The sequence below is a fragment of the Thalassotalea coralli genome (assembly GCF_055786205.1).
The window spans coordinates 282,449-297,226 of the sequence record NZ_JBVVBK010000005.1; the positions used below are offsets into that span (position 1 = coordinate 282,449).

Annotated in this window: 14 protein-coding genes and 1 tRNA gene; 3 read left to right on the forward strand and 12 right to left on the reverse strand. The window is 39.6% G+C overall.

Annotated elements, in window-relative coordinates; translation table 11 throughout:
• Positions 1-10 precede the first annotated feature (10 nt).
• Positions 11-2,122, reverse strand: a complete 2,112-nt coding sequence (locus ACOB80_RS14375) for a methyl-accepting chemotaxis protein (protein ID WP_473166544.1) — start codon at positions 2,120-2,122, stop codon at positions 11-13.
• 173 nt (positions 2,123-2,295) lie between these two features.
• Positions 2,296-2,859 carry a hypothetical protein gene (locus ACOB80_RS14380; protein ID WP_473166545.1) on the reverse strand — a complete coding sequence of 188 codons (564 nt, stop codon included), beginning with the start codon at positions 2,857-2,859 and terminating at the stop codon, positions 2,296-2,298.
• 282 nt (positions 2,860-3,141) lie between these two features.
• Between ACOB80_RS14380 and ACOB80_RS14385 the strand changes: the two genes are divergently transcribed.
• Positions 3,142-3,513, forward strand: a complete 372-nt coding sequence (locus ACOB80_RS14385; RefSeq protein ID WP_473166546.1) for a hypothetical protein — start codon at positions 3,142-3,144, stop codon at positions 3,511-3,513.
• Between the two features lie 155 nt (positions 3,514-3,668).
• On the opposite strand, the gene ACOB80_RS14390 is transcribed toward ACOB80_RS14385, so the two are convergent.
• The 9 genes from ACOB80_RS14390 to rlmE form a co-directional block, all read right to left on the reverse strand.
• Positions 3,669-5,870 carry a DUF5916 domain-containing protein gene (locus tag ACOB80_RS14390; RefSeq protein WP_473166547.1) on the reverse strand — a complete coding sequence of 734 codons (2,202 nt, stop codon included), beginning with the start codon at positions 5,868-5,870 and terminating at the stop codon, positions 3,669-3,671.
• 16 nt (positions 5,871-5,886) lie between these two features.
• The gene (locus tag ACOB80_RS14395) at positions 5,887-6,597 is read right to left on the reverse strand and encodes a helix-turn-helix transcriptional regulator (RefSeq protein WP_473166548.1); all 711 of its coding nucleotides are present in this window, start codon (positions 6,595-6,597) and stop codon (positions 5,887-5,889) included.
• A 528-nt stretch (positions 6,598-7,125) separates the two neighbouring features.
• Positions 7,126-7,211: transfer RNA gene (locus tag ACOB80_RS14400), tRNA-Leu, on the reverse strand.
• A gap of 11 nt (positions 7,212-7,222) precedes the next feature.
• Entirely contained in the window at positions 7,223-7,606 is a 384-nt protein-coding gene (secG, locus tag ACOB80_RS14405) for a preprotein translocase subunit SecG (protein ID WP_473166659.1), read from the reverse strand.
• Positions 7,607-7,621: 15 nt separating this feature from the next.
• The gene (tpiA, locus tag ACOB80_RS14410; protein ID WP_473166549.1) at positions 7,622-8,383 is read right to left on the reverse strand and encodes a triose-phosphate isomerase; all 762 of its coding nucleotides are present in this window, start codon (positions 8,381-8,383) and stop codon (positions 7,622-7,624) included.
• 101 nt (positions 8,384-8,484) lie between these two features.
• The gene (gene glmM / locus ACOB80_RS14415; RefSeq protein ID WP_473166550.1) at positions 8,485-9,822 is read right to left on the reverse strand and encodes a phosphoglucosamine mutase; all 1,338 of its coding nucleotides are present in this window, start codon (positions 9,820-9,822) and stop codon (positions 8,485-8,487) included.
• Between the two features lie 51 nt (positions 9,823-9,873).
• Positions 9,874-10,704 (reverse strand): dihydropteroate synthase, encoded by an 831-nt coding sequence (gene folP, locus ACOB80_RS14420; RefSeq protein ID WP_473166551.1) that lies wholly within the window; start codon positions 10,702-10,704, stop codon positions 9,874-9,876.
• A 55-nt stretch (positions 10,705-10,759) separates the two neighbouring features.
• A complete protein-coding gene (gene ftsH, locus ACOB80_RS14425; RefSeq protein WP_473166552.1) occupies positions 10,760-12,673 on the reverse strand; it encodes an ATP-dependent zinc metalloprotease FtsH in 1,914 nt (637 codons plus the stop codon).
• Between the two features lie 79 nt (positions 12,674-12,752).
• Positions 12,753-13,382: a 23S rRNA (uridine(2552)-2'-O)-methyltransferase RlmE gene (gene rlmE / locus ACOB80_RS14430; protein ID WP_473166553.1), complete on the reverse strand. Its 630-nt coding sequence runs from the start codon at positions 13,380-13,382 to the stop codon at positions 12,753-12,755.
• Between the two features lie 126 nt (positions 13,383-13,508).
• On the opposite strand from rlmE, the gene yhbY reads away from it, so the two are divergent.
• Positions 13,509-13,805, forward strand: a complete 297-nt coding sequence (yhbY, locus tag ACOB80_RS14435; RefSeq protein WP_473166554.1) for a ribosome assembly RNA-binding protein YhbY — start codon at positions 13,509-13,511, stop codon at positions 13,803-13,805.
• An 83-nt stretch (positions 13,806-13,888) separates the two neighbouring features.
• Here yhbY and ACOB80_RS14440 read toward each other — a convergent pair whose 3' ends face one another.
• Positions 13,889-14,275: a DUF3192 domain-containing protein gene (locus ACOB80_RS14440; RefSeq protein WP_473166555.1), complete on the reverse strand. Its 387-nt coding sequence runs from the start codon at positions 14,273-14,275 to the stop codon at positions 13,889-13,891.
• A 179-nt stretch (positions 14,276-14,454) separates the two neighbouring features.
• Here ACOB80_RS14440 and ACOB80_RS14445 point away from each other — a divergent pair, with 179 nt between their 5' ends.
• On the forward strand, positions 14,455-14,763 hold the full coding sequence (locus ACOB80_RS14445; protein WP_473166556.1) for a hypothetical protein: 309 nt from the start codon (positions 14,455-14,457) through the stop codon (positions 14,761-14,763).
• Positions 14,764-14,778 lie beyond the last annotated feature (15 nt).

Here is a 14,778-nt window from a genome sequence, read left to right on the forward strand (position 1 = left end):
GTTAATGGCCTCAAACCTGAAACTTATTTAACTCTTGGTTGATAGCATTGATCAAGTGCTTAGACTCTGTACTTAAGTCACTAATATCTTTACCGAGGCTTGCTAAATGCGTGCTACTATCAGAGATCACAACTACTCGCTCACTTAATTCTTCACTTACTACACTTTGCTCTTCTGCTGCGGTAGCAACCTGTCCAACGCTATCATTTATCTCCGAAATGCCCTGGATAGTTTCTGATAAACGACTGTAACTAGAATTTGTTTTATCTACGGTGCCAACAACAGTGGCGGCGATACTGTCTAGGTTATCGACAGCTTTATCGACATCTCCTTGCAGGTTATTAATCAATTCGCTAATTTCTTGAGTCGATGTCTGGGTTCTTGCCGCTAAGCTTCTTACTTCATCTGCAACAACCGCAAAACCACGACCTTGTTCACCCGCTCTTGCTGCTTCAATTGCTGCATTAAGGGCTAACAAGTTAGTTTGCTCTGCAATAGACTGGATAGTCGACACAATGCTAGTAATGTCATGACTTCGCGATGCAACTTGAGATATTTGATTTGAAGTTTCTTCCATTGAGTTTGCTAGAACATTAACTTCGTCAACGTTTTCTTTTAACCCAATTTGGGTTTGATTTAAAAGCTCATTAGCATCGGTTGTTCTCCTTGCGGTAGAAGATGCAAGATTAGCCACTTCTAATGCCGTAGCTGACATTTCATTAATTGCTGTCGCAACGCTATCGAGGTTTTCTTGCTGGTAGCGAGTGTCACTACCAATGCTTTCAGACGTGTTTTCCACTTTTTCGAACTGTAAAACTAACTCAGATGAAACACCTTTTAATGCAGAAATTATGCTTGCTAACTTTTCAATAAATTTATTTAAGTTTTCCGCAAGTAAGATGAGCTCTTTATGATCTTCTACATTTACCGTTTGGCTCAAATCCCCTTCATTCGAAGACAAATTTTCAATAGAGCCTGACACAGCAGAAATTGGTTTTACTAGTGATGTAGACAACCAAAAAGCCAAACCAACTCCAGCGGCAATAATAACTATCGATGCTAATATGATCATAAAAAACGCTTGCTGTTCACTCTCTTCAGCGCTTAACTGTAAGTTATTAACATTAGCCAATGCGATTGTTTTTGGAAGACCAATAACCATATTCCATTGAGTGTTTGATTCTTCGATAGTAATAGGAATAGTTACTAGCCAAACATCACCACTGAAATCTACCTTTCTTCCAGCATTAATGATTGAAGTAAGTGAATTACTAAATTGGTCAAGTGACTTTCCATTGTGCTCACTATAGTTACTCGAGGCGACTAACAATTTATTTTTACTGACAACGGAGATATTTGCTTTACCGTTAAACAGTGTCTTGGCCAAATCATCTATCCAGCCTTGTACTATTGGCAGGTTAATATCGGTGCCAACAATACCAATAAATTCGCCACCAGAGAGAACAGGAGAAACAAGAGAAGTCATCATTTCCGATTTACCTGGCTCAATCTCATAAAGGTATGGATCTAAAGTACAAGCCGATCGAGTATCTCGACTACATAAATACCATTCAGCTTCACGAATACCGCTGGCATTCAAACTATCATTGTACTTTTCGTTTGAATCTTCAGTCTCATAATAAACGGCACTACCGTTTTCTCTAACCCAATAAATTTCAATCGAGCCAGTATCTCCGCTGTGCTCTAAAACACCAGCATACTCGCTATCTAGACCATCATAAGCGTTAGCTTCGAAGTGCGTATATAATGAACTGAGTTTTGGATTTGACATGAGTGCAGATGATGCAATCGACTTTATTTCGTTACGTGAGAACGGCGTTTGTTGTTTCGATTCAGCTAATGCGGTTGCCACAGCTTTTGTCGTTGTAAACCCCTGATTAAGTAAAGAAGATATATTACCTGCGGCTTTTTCTCCTGCTAATGTCAGAATTTGCTCCACTGAAGACTTTAACTCTGACTCCATCGTTTCTAGTTGTTGATCAACCACATTGTTTAAACTTCGTGTTGCTATCGTCTCTAGAACCAAGACAATAACCACAGTTAAACAGATAAATGAAAATAACAGTTTGGCTTTAATGCTCGATTTGGCCAATCCACTCATTTGAACTCCTAATGTATTCCACTCACTTAAAAGACTATAGACGTAAGTTTGAATTTTGGTAATTTTATTAAGGAATTAAGCAATAATAGTGACTTTGTTCACGATTAAAAAATCCCCCTGCTCGGGTGAATAGGAGGATTTATTAGCTAACGTTTTGTATGATAGTTGTCGATTTACACCTTTTTTCTCGACCAAAAAGTGATGAGACCAGCGAATGCGAATAGAAACACAGTATTTGGGTTTGGCACTGGCGTCGATTCAAATGAGACATTCCAGGTAAACGAGTGAGAAAGCGCGCTTGCAGGCGTATTAGCACTTAAGAAAAATGGTGATGAAAATAGTCGAATAGCGCCAGGTGTTGAAAAATCAATCGTTGGCTCTTTGTTGTCACTAAAAGAACTACTTGCCACTTGATCAAAGGTAACATCTAGAACGGTCGCGTCGATACCCGTAATGAGCAAGTTAGAGAAAATACCGGTGAAGTTACCATGAGTCGATCCTTTTGACACCGTTAACGTAAATGAATCGGCAGTAAAATCCAACGTGTAGCTAAACAAAAATAAATCATCGCCTGAAAACTCTACGCCGTCACCCACAGTTGCAGAGGTATTAAATATCGTACTAAAAGTAGAACTATAAGACGCATTTATCGTGTCGTTTATTAAAGTAGCTTGCGCTTTAGAAACTAAGGTTATTGCAATTAAAAGAAGAGTACATACCTTGATCAGTTTTTTCATTGTTCAATCCTTGAGGGTACTTCAGTAACCCTGCTTTATTGTTTTATCTTTAAACCATGTTTTATTTAAAGCTAATCTTACAATAGAAAATGATTTGAATTAGGGAACAAATAAGGAAGTTGATAGTGAAAAAGAAACGAATAACAGCAGCCGCTTGTAGGCTAAGTCGTCATTAGTTAGCACCTAGCATATAAGTTTTGATGAATTTAGCTGACTATACTGCTACTCTGTTCAATAAAGCGACAGTCAATTATTGAAGTAAAGAATATAAGGATGTTTTTTATGAATTACACAAGCTTTTTTAAAGTAGTAGCAATGTCACTTATCATTGGCGTTTTTTACGCCCTATATCACTTCAATGTCTCTAATGGGTTGGGAATTTTAGTCGCATACACACTTGGAGTGGTAGCAATCATAAGTACCAGCAATAAAGTGTTTAAAAATAACAAAAGTAGTGACGTTTGGGTTTTAGCAGCACTTGCTATTTCAGGCTCTTTTATTGTTCATTTAATAGCTATGAAATTGTTAGATCCGAGCGTAACTCCATATACAGTTTCAGGGTTTAGCCTCAGAGTCACCTTTATCTTAGCGCTTGGTTTTGCGTTATCGTTTGCGGCCAAGCGCATTTCTCTAATCAGCAAAAAATTCATGTAAGTTAATCCATTACGACTTAACTTATTGAGTTTGATCCTTGTTAAGGCTTCATCAAGTAACAAGCGTAGAAAAAGACTGCCTAAGCAGTCTTTTTCTACGTTGAACAATTGGTTTAGATAATGGGACTTAAACTCTCACCAACACTCTTCGCCCCTTTAGAATGACAATCTGTATTGTAATTTAGCAACTTTACCCTGTTGCAGCTTGTCAAAGCTTCCATCAGAGCTTTCAATGTAATTTTGACTCAACATTAAAGTTAAAAAGTTTGCTGGCCCATATTCCCATACAATACGGGAATATACGCTTAACTCATTGGCAACGTTGTTATATTGCACCCAATTGTTCCAAAACAATGCTGTTGATAAAGACACGTCTAACTTGGCGGATATCGATTTAATATCGAACTGATCTTGAGAAAAACTTAGTCGCTGAAATTGTGCCTCAATAGAAGTGTTTATGAATCGATTAACGCTACTTGATACAGCAAATGCAATACTTTTGGTTTTTCCTTGGTAATACCCTCCCTTGTTTACGGCAATAGAGTAAGCAGTTTTACTTGAAGCATCTGTACTCGCCTCGAGTTGCCACTGATGATAACGGTAGTTATCAGGTAAAATTTCAAATTCATCAATGATAATAAACGGCTCTACTACGTTGTCAGTGTAATGATTTAAGGACAATTTGACATACCCTTGGTTTTTCATGGTTCCATCAAAAATGTCAAATCCTAAAAAGCTTGATTTTTCATCCCCTGTTAATGCTCTGGTAAAATCAAAGTTAATGTTATGGTAAAGGTTATTAAAATGGCTGTTTCTAAAAGGTGATGTAATACTAGCAAAACCGTTAATCGATTCAATATTGCGCCGATTAACAAACCCTAACCCCGGCTGATACCTATCGTTAATGTAGGTATAATCAAGCTTCGCAGCAAAATACTCATTAGGTAAGCTTAAGGAAACATTTGCCGCCTTACCTTTACTGACAAAATGCTTATCGTCAGTTTGTTGAAACCACCCCGAGAGCTCTACGATATCGCCGGAAAGCCACTGACTGTTTCTATATTGAACATCGGTTCCCCACAACGTATTGCCGCTATCATTGATACTGCCATTGGTTATAATTCCGCCCAGCTTAATCGATTCTGTGATTTGTTCATTTACTCTCAGCACAGTAAGACCAATATCGTTGGAGGAGTTTAACGACTGTTGTTGATACACATTAAGCAGCCCAAATCGAGTATTTTTATGCTGCCCAGACAATTTAACACCCGCATGAATATCGAGTGGCGTTCCTGTATCTGATAGTCCTATTGTTCGCGAGAAAAAAGGTTTAGCGTTGCCATATATATTCCCAAACTCGAATATATCAGCCCCTTCTAAAAAGAAAGTTCTTTTTTCCGGAGTAAACAATGAAAACCGGGTTAAATTGATCTGCTGCTTATCCACTTCAGTTGCTGAAAAGTCGGTGTTAATGGTCAGTACCGACGTAATTGAGGGCGATATTTTATAAGAGACATCTAAAGATGGTTCAGCATTAGCATCACTTGTCTTGCCACGTTCGTAGAGCTCTGAGTAGACCCCAGATAACAAAACGTCAACTCCCCTGCCTTGAGAAATACCACTAATTGGCTTGATTGTACCCATGTGCTCAGGCGCCCATGGGTACAACGTTTTACCACGAGAACTCCAATATAAATGCTGTTCTGGACTTTTAATCTCTCTAAAAAAATTCATTCCCCATGCTTTTTGCTCTCCAAACGACAAGGAACTAAAAGGTATCGCCATTTCGACCGTCCAATGGTCGGCTGCCGTACTAGTAGCAACAGTCCAAACACCATCCCACTCTCCAATATAAGTGTCGTTGTCACTAAGCAAACCATCTTCTTTAAATCCGTTTGCATTAGTGGCGAAATAATACCCGTTGCTACCGCTGTTAAATGAATCAAAAGCAATACCGAAAATATCGTCATTGGCGATATCATGCCCTTTCGCCATAGCAGAGCGGCTCAAGTTTTTCATATCGTCATCGTACAATTTGGCAAACACATATAAGTAAGCGTTGTCATAAAGTACTTTCACCGACGAACGATAAATAGGACGCTGATACTCTGATGGGTATATTTGATGCAGTTGCCCAATTTCGCTTACTTCCTGCCACACTGGTTCGCCATTAAGGCCGTCAATCGTAATTTTCTCAGTCGTTTTTACGATTGAATGGCTGCTTGATTTTGCTAGTGTAAATAGCTCCGAGTGCGGATTTTCAGCTTGCCCTGCTAAACTATATATCCCGCCTAAAAGTACTATTACCTTTTTGCAGGCGGCAAGAAGCCCCTGCCTAATTCGACAGTTATTGTTCATTTGTAAAATTCCGGGGTTATTGGCTAATTGAAGAGCTTCTGTTAATTAACAGCTGTTCTATTTGGTGTTTTAAAGGGCGCAAAATTAACTCAGCAATAACTGCAGCATATAGAAGCGTTAGTAAAGCGATACCGACGCCATACAACACCTCGTATTTAGGTATAGGTTTAACTGCCCATTCAAAGTGGTCTGGTGTCAAAAACACAGCAATAATACCAATTAATGAAGAAATTACACCGGCGGTATGACAATAAATTATCAGTTTATTAAGATAAGGAATTCTGTTTTCTAACCCAACTTGGTTGTTTGGTAGAACAACGACCCAGCGGATCATCGACATCGTTAACAGCGTTTTTTCAAAACCAATAGATATTGCACACATGGCAAATGAAAGCCCTAAAACCAATAACACGCTGATATAATCGAAAAATGGCGCACCTGGAAGCTTAAATTGCAGGGTTACAAGAAAAATGGCTAACGCAAGGCCGCAAATACCACTCCAGTTTATTCCGCCCTGGCCTAACTCTAATTCATTATTTTCAAACAAATCGGCAGGCGCTACATTAAAAACTTTAGCAAGAGCTAATTGAGTTTCTAACGATACACTTTCACCTGACTCGATTCGTTGAATGGTCCTTAAACTCACGCCACAAAGTTCCGATAAACGTTCTTGAGACCAACCATTGTTGACTCGGAGCTTCTTTAATTTATCTACTGAAATTGACATACAAACCTCGTATATAGTTTCCTAAAATGCCTTTGCAGCTTAGAGGCTTAAATCACTTTTTACCACGTCAGTTAGCCGTCAACACACTGACAGTATACCGCCACCCGTTATAATTCACGAAAAAAGAAAAATTATATAGTGAGTTTATCGATAATTCCTCGGCATAAAATGCAAAACAAAAGCCAGTAAGGTAGCATTTATCTAAGTAAGCTATCCCCCAAACGAATGGTTGTTTAACCTTTGCCTAAAATATAGCAAAGCGCTACCTAGCCAAATTTTAACCCTATCCGATTAAGTACCTAGTAATCATCTATATGCAGTCTATCGTAACCTTGAAAACACAACTCAAAAACGCTCACTCGCCACCGTTGATAAACTAGCTGATTTAAACCTTTACCATTACAAACTGTAAACGAGATAACGAGCTTTTCGTCCAAATTAACAACTTGCTACACTGCATGAGATGACGCTTTGAAAAAATCGAGGCAAATAAAAAAGGCTACATTTCTGTAGCCTTTTTTATTCAATTGGTGCGGATGGTGGGACTTGAACCCACACGAGCATAGCTCACAACCCCCTCAAGATTGCGTGTCTACCAATTCCACCACATCCGCGAAATTGTTAACTAATCAGGGATTTCGCTGTCGTTTTCCTTCTTGCTTTCAGTCGCAGGAGGTACGTCAGTGTTTTCTGATTTAGCTGGTTCAACACTTGAATCAGCTGGTATAGTTTGTGTTGCTGGTGCGCCTAAGTTATCAAACTCATCGTTAACCTTAACGCGGTTAGCTGTTAAGTTGCCTAGTACTAAACTAATCGCGAAAAATGCAATTGCAAGCCACGTAGTTGCTCTTGTTAAGAAGTTACCTGAACCACTAGAGCCAAAAATAGTTGCCGAAGAGCCTGCACCGAATGATGCGCCCATATCTGCACCTTTACCTTGTTGAATCAGTATCAAACCGATTAAACAAAGCGCTACAAGTAAATAAACAATAATTAGTACTTGATACAACATGCTTTATATCCTTTAAACCGCCGCACAAATCGTTGAGAATTCGTCGACTTTTAAGCTAGCACCACCGATAAGACCACCGTCTATGTCAGCTTGTGCAAATAATTCATTACAATTGCCCGCATTAACACTACCACCATATAAAATGGAGATACCTGCAGCAATTTCGCTGTCGTTTTCACCAATAAACTCTCGAATAAACTGGTGAGTTTCTTGTGCCATTTCTGGCGATGCCGTTTTACCCGTACCTATTGCCCATACTGGCTCGTACGCAATAACAACATCTTTAAATCTTTCAATACCTATTTCATCTATAACAGGTTGAATTTGCGAGGCTAACACAACATTTGTTTGTTCTGTTTCTCTCTCTTGCTCACTTTCACCAACACATAAAATTGGTGTCATGCCAGCGTCAAGTGCCGTTTTTACTTTATGTGCAACTAACGTACTTGTTTCTTTATAAATCGAACGACGCTCAGAGTGACCAACTATAACGAAGTTTACGTCCATCTCTTTAAGCATACTGGTAGAAACTTCACCAGTAAATGCGCCCTTCTCTTGCTCGCTAACATTTTGGCTACCTAAGCTAACCTTTTGGCTAATTTCGTTTGAAACAATAGCCTGAGCAAATGCAGATAAATATGGAAAACTCGGACAAACAACAATATTTCGCTGTTGAGAATCTGGCAATTGACTAAACGCCTGACACATATCATTAATAAGTGCCAAATTACCATTCATTTTCCAATTGGCAGCAACAGTGATTTTTCTTGTCATGAGTATTTCCTAAATCAAAGCGGCGAGATATTAACTAACCTGCGAACAAGATACAAGTCTTTCACTTAATATCTTGCTCGTTTGGCTAGATTTCAACCTTTTTAACAGGCTTTTTTTACCGCATCAGCAATTTCATTAGCCAATTCGGTAACTTCTGCTAGGTCAGGGCCTTCTACCATAACACGTATTAACGGCTCAGTGCCTGACTTCCTCAATAACACTCGACCTCTGCCTGTCAGCTTTTCATTAACACTATGAACTGCACTTGCAACGCTTTCCGTATTAATAGGATCTGAATCACCGGTGAAACGTACATTTACCAAAACCTGTGGCAGCTTCTTCATTCCGCTTCTAAGTTCATGCAAAGTTTTGCCTGAAGCGCATAAAGCGGTTAATACATTTAAAGCAGCAATGATGCCGTCGCCTGTAGAGGTATGGTTTAGATTAATAATATGACCTGAATTTTCTGCACCTAACTGCCAGCCACGTTGTTTAAGCATTTCCATCACATAGCGGTCACCAACTTTACTGCGAGCGAAAGGAACCCCCATATCAGCAAGTGCCAATTCTAGGCCCATGTTACTCATTAATGTGCCAACAACACCGCCACGGATACTACCCGATTGCAGGTCGTTACAGGCAATAACAAAAACACATTCGTCGCCATCAACAACGTAGCCGGTATGATCCACCATCATCAGGCGGTCACCATCACCATCTAACGCAATACCTAAATCAGCTTTGTGTTCAACAACGGCGGAGCTAATCGCGTCCATTGACGTAGCACCAACTTTATCGTTGATATTCGTGCCATTTGGCGCGGTACCAATTTCAATGACATCAGCGCCAAGCTCTCTGAAAACATTCGGCGCGATGTGGTAAGTTGCACCATGTGCACAATCAACCACAATTTTCATACCCGTTAATGAATACTGGCTCGGGAAGTTACTTTTACAAAACTCGATATAACGGCCAGCCGCATCGTCAATACGACTTGCTTTACCTAGTTTGTCAGATTCAACACAAGACATGTCTTTATCAAGCTCTGCTTCAATAGCTAACTCAACTTCATCAGGAAGTTTTTGACCATCTTGAGAAAAGAATTTAATACCATTGTCGTAATATGGATTATGAGAGGCACTAATAACAATACCCGCTTCAGCACGGAATGTTTTCGTTAAATAAGCAATACCAGGTGTTGGCATTGGGCCGAGTAAACCAATATCGACACCAGCTGCAGAAAAACCCGCCTCTAACGCTGATTCAAGCATATAGCCAGAAATACGCGTATCTTTGCCAATGAGCACTTTCTTTGTTCCTTGAGCTGCTAATACTTTACCAGCGGCATAGCCAAGCTTCATCACGAATTCAGGCGTAATTGGATATTGCCCAACAAGACCACGTACACCATCGGTACCAAAGTATCTTCTTTCAGACATGTAAAATTCCTTGTTTTTGTTTTATTACCTTCACATAAAGGTAAGTTAAATTTAGCGCGTTATTTGTAAAATTTTTAAAGCGTCCACAGTTTCAGCAACATCGTGTACGCGAATAATTGATGCCCCTGCTTGCACAGCTAAAATGGCTGTCGTAATACTTCCCGCAAGCCTATCTTCAACATCTCTGTTAAGTAAATTACCTATCATAGACTTTCTGGATGTGCCTGACAAAATTGGGCAGCCTAAAGAATCGAATTTATTTAGTTGAGCCAGCAATTGATAATTTTGCTCTACGGTTTTTCCAAAACCAAAGCCGGGGTCGAGAATGATTCGAGACCTATCTATGCCAACTTGCTCGCAAGCAGATATTCTATCTTGAAAAAATGCCTCAATATCTCTTATCAAATCGTTATATTGAGGATTATTTTGCATAGTCCTTGGCTGACCTTGCATATGCATTAAACATACAGGTAAATTAGAAGCTGCCACCGCCTGTAAAGCACCATCTTCCTGCAGAGCTCTAACATCATTTATTAGATCAACGCCTTCTTCTATCGCTTTCGACATGACAGCAGCTTTACTGGTATCTATAGACACCGCGACATCGAATCGACTTTTAATAGCATTAATAACGGGGATGGTTCGCTCTAACTCTTGCTCAGCTGAAACATCAGCTGCGCCTGGTCGCGTTGATTCACCGCCAATATCAATGATACTAGCACCATCATTAATCATGCGTTCTACTTGGCTAAGAGCAGAGTCTGGGCTTGAGAACTTACCACCATCAGAAAAAGAGTCAGGAGTAACATTCAAAATACCCATGACTTGAACATTATTAGTATCAAGCGATACTTGGTCGCCTGCTTTTAAAATATTAAACATAAGTAAACGAGATAAAAATAAAGCCTCGTCTCCGAGGCTTTTGATATTAAGTTAATTAGTTGGCAGGAACATCTGATGGAGAATCTAAATCAGGTTTTGATTCTTTTTCTGAGTTTGCCTTTGGTGGTTCATTGTTTGAGTTGTCACCATGGAAATCTGATGGCGGACGAACTTCTCTGCGCGCCATTAAATCGTCGATTTGCTTAGCGTCAATTGTTTCATAAAGCATAAGCGCATCTTTCATAGCGTGAAGAATGTCCATGTTGTCTTTTAAAATTTGTTCAGCACGCTTGTAGTTACGGTCAACAAAATCTTTTACTTCATCATCAATCATCTTCGCTGTCGTGTCCGACATATGCATAGATTTAGCAGACGTACGGCCTAAGAATACTTCACCTTCTTCTTCAGCGAATAGCATTGGCCCCATTTTGTCTGAAAGACCCCATTGTGTAACCATTTTACGCGCTAATCCAGTTGCACGTTCAATATCATTCGAGGCGCCAGTAGACACTTTATCAGCACCATAAATGATCTCTTCAGCAATACGACCACCGTATAACGATGAAATGTTACTTTCTAAGTGCTGCTTACTGTGACTAAATCTATCTTGCTCTGGCAAATACATAGTTACACCTAATGCACGGCCACGAGGAATAATAGATACTTTGTAAACAGGGTCATGCTCAGGTACTAAACGACCAACAATAGCGTGTCCCGCTTCATGATAAGCAGTCATTTCTTTTTCTGACTCACTCATCACCATAGATTTACGCTCAGCACCCATTAAGATTTTATCTTTAGCTTTTTCAAACTCTTCCATCGAAACTAAACGACGTGAAGCGCGCGCAGCAAACAGAGCAGCTTCGTTAACTAAGTTTGCTAAATCTGCACCAGAGAAACCTGGAGTACCACGTGCGATAACAGATGCTTCTACATCATCACCAATTGGCACTTTACGCATATGCACTTTAAGAATTTGCTCACGACCACGAATATCAGGAAGACCTACAGTAACTTGACGGTCAAAACGACCAGGACGCAATAACGCAGGATCTAAAACGTCTGGACGGTTAGTAGCAGCAATAACAATTACACCTTCGTTACCTTCGAAACCATCCATTTCAACGAGCATTTGGTTAAGTGTTTGTTCACGCTCATCGTGACCACCACCTAGACCTGCACCACGTTGGCGACCTACCGCATCAATTTCATCGATAAAGATGATACAAGGCGCAGACTTTTTCGCTTGTTCAAACATGTCACGTACACGAGATGCACCGACACCAACAAACATTTCAACAAAGTCAGAACCAGAAATAGTAAAGAATGGTACTTTTGCTTCACCAGCAATAGCTTTCGCTAATAACGTTTTACCTGTACCAGGTTGACCTACCATTAACACGCCCGAAGGAATACGACCACCAAGTTTTTGGAATTTCGACGGGTCTTTTAAGTAATCAACCAATTCCGAAACTTCTTCTTTAGCTTCGTCACAACCTGCCACATCAGCAAATGTTGTCTTAATTTGATCTTCACTCAATAGGCGTGCTTTAGATTTACCAAAAGACATAGCGCCTTTACCGCCACCGCCTTGCATTTGGCGCATAAAGAAAATCCATACACCAATCAGAAGGATCATTGGGAACCAAGAAATAAATACCGTGGTGAAGAAACTTGTTTCTTCTGGCTTTTCACCTGTTGCTACAACACCTTGTTTAACTAGGTCGTTAATCAAGTCACGGTCATAGCCTCCAGGAATAACAGTAACAAAGCTTTCGCCGCTACGTTTTACACCTTGTACAACACCGCTTCTGTCTACGTTAACTTCGCGAACTTGTCCTTGTCTAACGTCTTGAATAAAACGTGTGTAATCTAGCTGTTGATCCGCACCGTTGTTAGGAGAAAACCCCTGAAACACTGACATCAACACTAAGGCTATAACTAACCAAATAATCAGATTTTTTGCCATATCGCTCAACTTAATGACCTCTTAAAAAAACAAATACCTTTAATTCCTGTGAGGTATTTTTGAAATTAACTATAATTTACTACAATTTGAAACCAGTCGCCACAAGATATACTTCTCGTGATCTTGCGCGAGAAGATTGAGGTTTCCGTACCTTCACCGCTTTAAAAACATTACGTACTTCTTGCATATATTGATCAAAACCTGCACCTTGAAACACCTTCACTACAAAAGCGCCGTTTTTCTTTAGTACGTGATTACACATATCTAGCGCTAATTCTACTAAATACATGCTTCTTGCAGCATCAGCAGCGTCGTTACCGGTAAAGTTAGCCGCCATATCAGACATCACTACATCAATATTCTTACCGTCAATGCGCTCTAACAATGCGTCTAATACAGCTTCTTCACGAAAATCACCTTGTAAGAAATCAACGCCGACAATTGGATCCATCGCCAAAATATCACAAGCAACCACTTGGCCGGAGTCTCCTACTGCTTTTACAGCATATTCAGACCAACCACCAGGAGCGGCGCCTAAGTCCACCACTTTCATGCCTTTGGTAATTAACTTATCTTTATTATTAATTTCTTCAATTTTAAAAACAGCACGCGAGCGTAAACCTAGCTTTTGCGCTTTTTTTACGTATTCATCGTCGAAATGCTCTTGCATCCAACGCTGGCTGCTGCTTGATAACTTTTTCTTGCTCATGCTACCTATCAATTTAATGCACTCCACTTACATTTTAACGCAAGCAAGCAGAGGTTTTATTAGTATTACAAACAAGATGGAGTTAAAATAGTGATAATTCAAGCCAACTTGTAACGAAAAATTTTAATGAGTTTAAATAAAAAGCAAATTCAATACTTAAAAGGTGTTGCACATAACCTAAAGCCTATCGTCCTTTTAGGAAGCAATGGCTTAACAGAAGCTGTTGTTGCAGAAATTGATTCTGCTTTAGAACATCACGAATTGATTAAAGTAAAAATCCCAACAGATGATCGTGAAGTAAAAGGGCTAATAGTTGACGCTATTTGCCGCGAAACAGAAGCGACCAAAGTACAAGTAATTGGTAAAACACTAATTATTTACAGAAAAGCACAAGAGCCAAAACTGTCTATTCCAAAGATGTAAGCGGCTTCGGTAGCTCTACCGACTAACATCTGAGAACAAAAAAACGCCTAAATAGGCGTTTTTTTTATTTCTAGTTTCGAATGTTACAACGTAATGTTTCGAGAAAAGTCACCGCCACGGCCGGTTTCTTTTAAGGCACCATCGATAAAATACAGATAAGTGCATTCGTCACGTGTTGTCAGGTCGTCTTTGTGAATTCGGTTAGTACGATAAAAAAGGACCTGAATTGTTTTGCCTTCTTTCTCATACGTTTCAGTAAAATCAGCAACACCCATGTTTGTCGCTACGTCTTGGTAACTTGCGCCTAAAGCCAATTTAGCGATTTTCTTTCTGTTTTTATATTCTCTATCTTCAAAATCAGCACTAGACACGTAGTGACCATCACCGTCAGTGCCAACTGCTACAACACACCCAGTTAAAGCGATAGCCATAGGTGCGACAACCAATAAAGATAATAAAGACTTTTTCATAGTGTACTCTCAATAGTTATTTTATAATTTTGTCCATGCACTTTATTAGCAAAGGTTAAACCAACTATAAAATACACAGTATTAACAGCAACTTAAGTTTATCTTGCTATTTTTTTAACCACAGCACTTGTGTAGTATTAACTACTATTTGGGCATTTTTACAACCTAGGGTAACTAATATGACCAATAATGAAGAAATTGTCGCCATCGCAAATCAACTCGCTAGTAAAGGCGTAAAGCCGACAGTTGCCTTAATCAAAACCAAGTTAACTAACTCCGTTCCTCTACCCACTATTATTCAGGTATTAAAAACGTGGCAATATGACCCTGACCACGAGGCTAAGGCAACTTCTAAGGAAGAAAAACTTGAAGCAAAAGCTAAGCTAGATAAAAGTGTTGAAGCGCAGGTTCAACGTGCAATAGCTCCCCTAGTGTCAGAAATACAAGAGCTGAAGGCTCAAATCCAAAAACTAATAGAGCGTTCGTAAGTAAAACGCTCTAAA

Excerpts from the sequence above, each read along its gene's own strand:
- rlmE (WP_473166553.1), bottom strand. The coding sequence starts at position 13,382 with ATGAGCAAGAAAAAGTTATCAAGCAGCAGCCAGCGTTGGATGCAAGAG.
- ACOB80_RS14390 (WP_473166547.1), bottom strand. The coding sequence starts at position 5,870 with ATGAACAATAACTGTCGAATTAGGCAGGGGCTTCTTGCCGCCTGCAAA.
- tpiA (WP_473166549.1), bottom strand. The coding sequence starts at position 8,383 with ATGACAAGAAAAATCACTGTTGCTGCCAATTGGAAAATGAATGGTAAT.
- ACOB80_RS14375 (WP_473166544.1), bottom strand. The coding sequence starts at position 2,122 with ATGAGTGGATTGGCCAAATCGAGCATTAAAGCCAAACTGTTATTTTCA.
- ACOB80_RS14380 (WP_473166545.1), bottom strand. The coding sequence starts at position 2,859 with ATGAAAAAACTGATCAAGGTATGTACTCTTCTTTTAATTGCAATAACC.
- ACOB80_RS14385 (WP_473166546.1), top strand. The coding sequence starts at position 3,142 with ATGAATTACACAAGCTTTTTTAAAGTAGTAGCAATGTCACTTATCATT.
- ACOB80_RS14395 (WP_473166548.1), bottom strand. The coding sequence starts at position 6,597 with ATGTCAATTTCAGTAGATAAATTAAAGAAGCTCCGAGTCAACAATGGT.
- ftsH (WP_473166552.1), bottom strand. The coding sequence starts at position 12,673 with ATGGCAAAAAATCTGATTATTTGGTTAGTTATAGCCTTAGTGTTGATG.
- ACOB80_RS14440 (WP_473166555.1), bottom strand. The coding sequence starts at position 14,275 with ATGAAAAAGTCTTTATTATCTTTATTGGTTGTCGCACCTATGGCTATC.
- ACOB80_RS14445 (WP_473166556.1), top strand. The coding sequence starts at position 14,455 with ATGACCAATAATGAAGAAATTGTCGCCATCGCAAATCAACTCGCTAGT.
- yhbY (WP_473166554.1), top strand. The coding sequence starts at position 13,509 with ATGAGTTTAAATAAAAAGCAAATTCAATACTTAAAAGGTGTTGCACAT.
- glmM (WP_473166550.1), bottom strand. The coding sequence starts at position 9,822 with ATGTCTGAAAGAAGATACTTTGGTACCGATGGTGTACGTGGTCTTGTT.
- folP (WP_473166551.1), bottom strand. The coding sequence starts at position 10,704 with ATGTTTAATATTTTAAAAGCAGGCGACCAAGTATCGCTTGATACTAAT.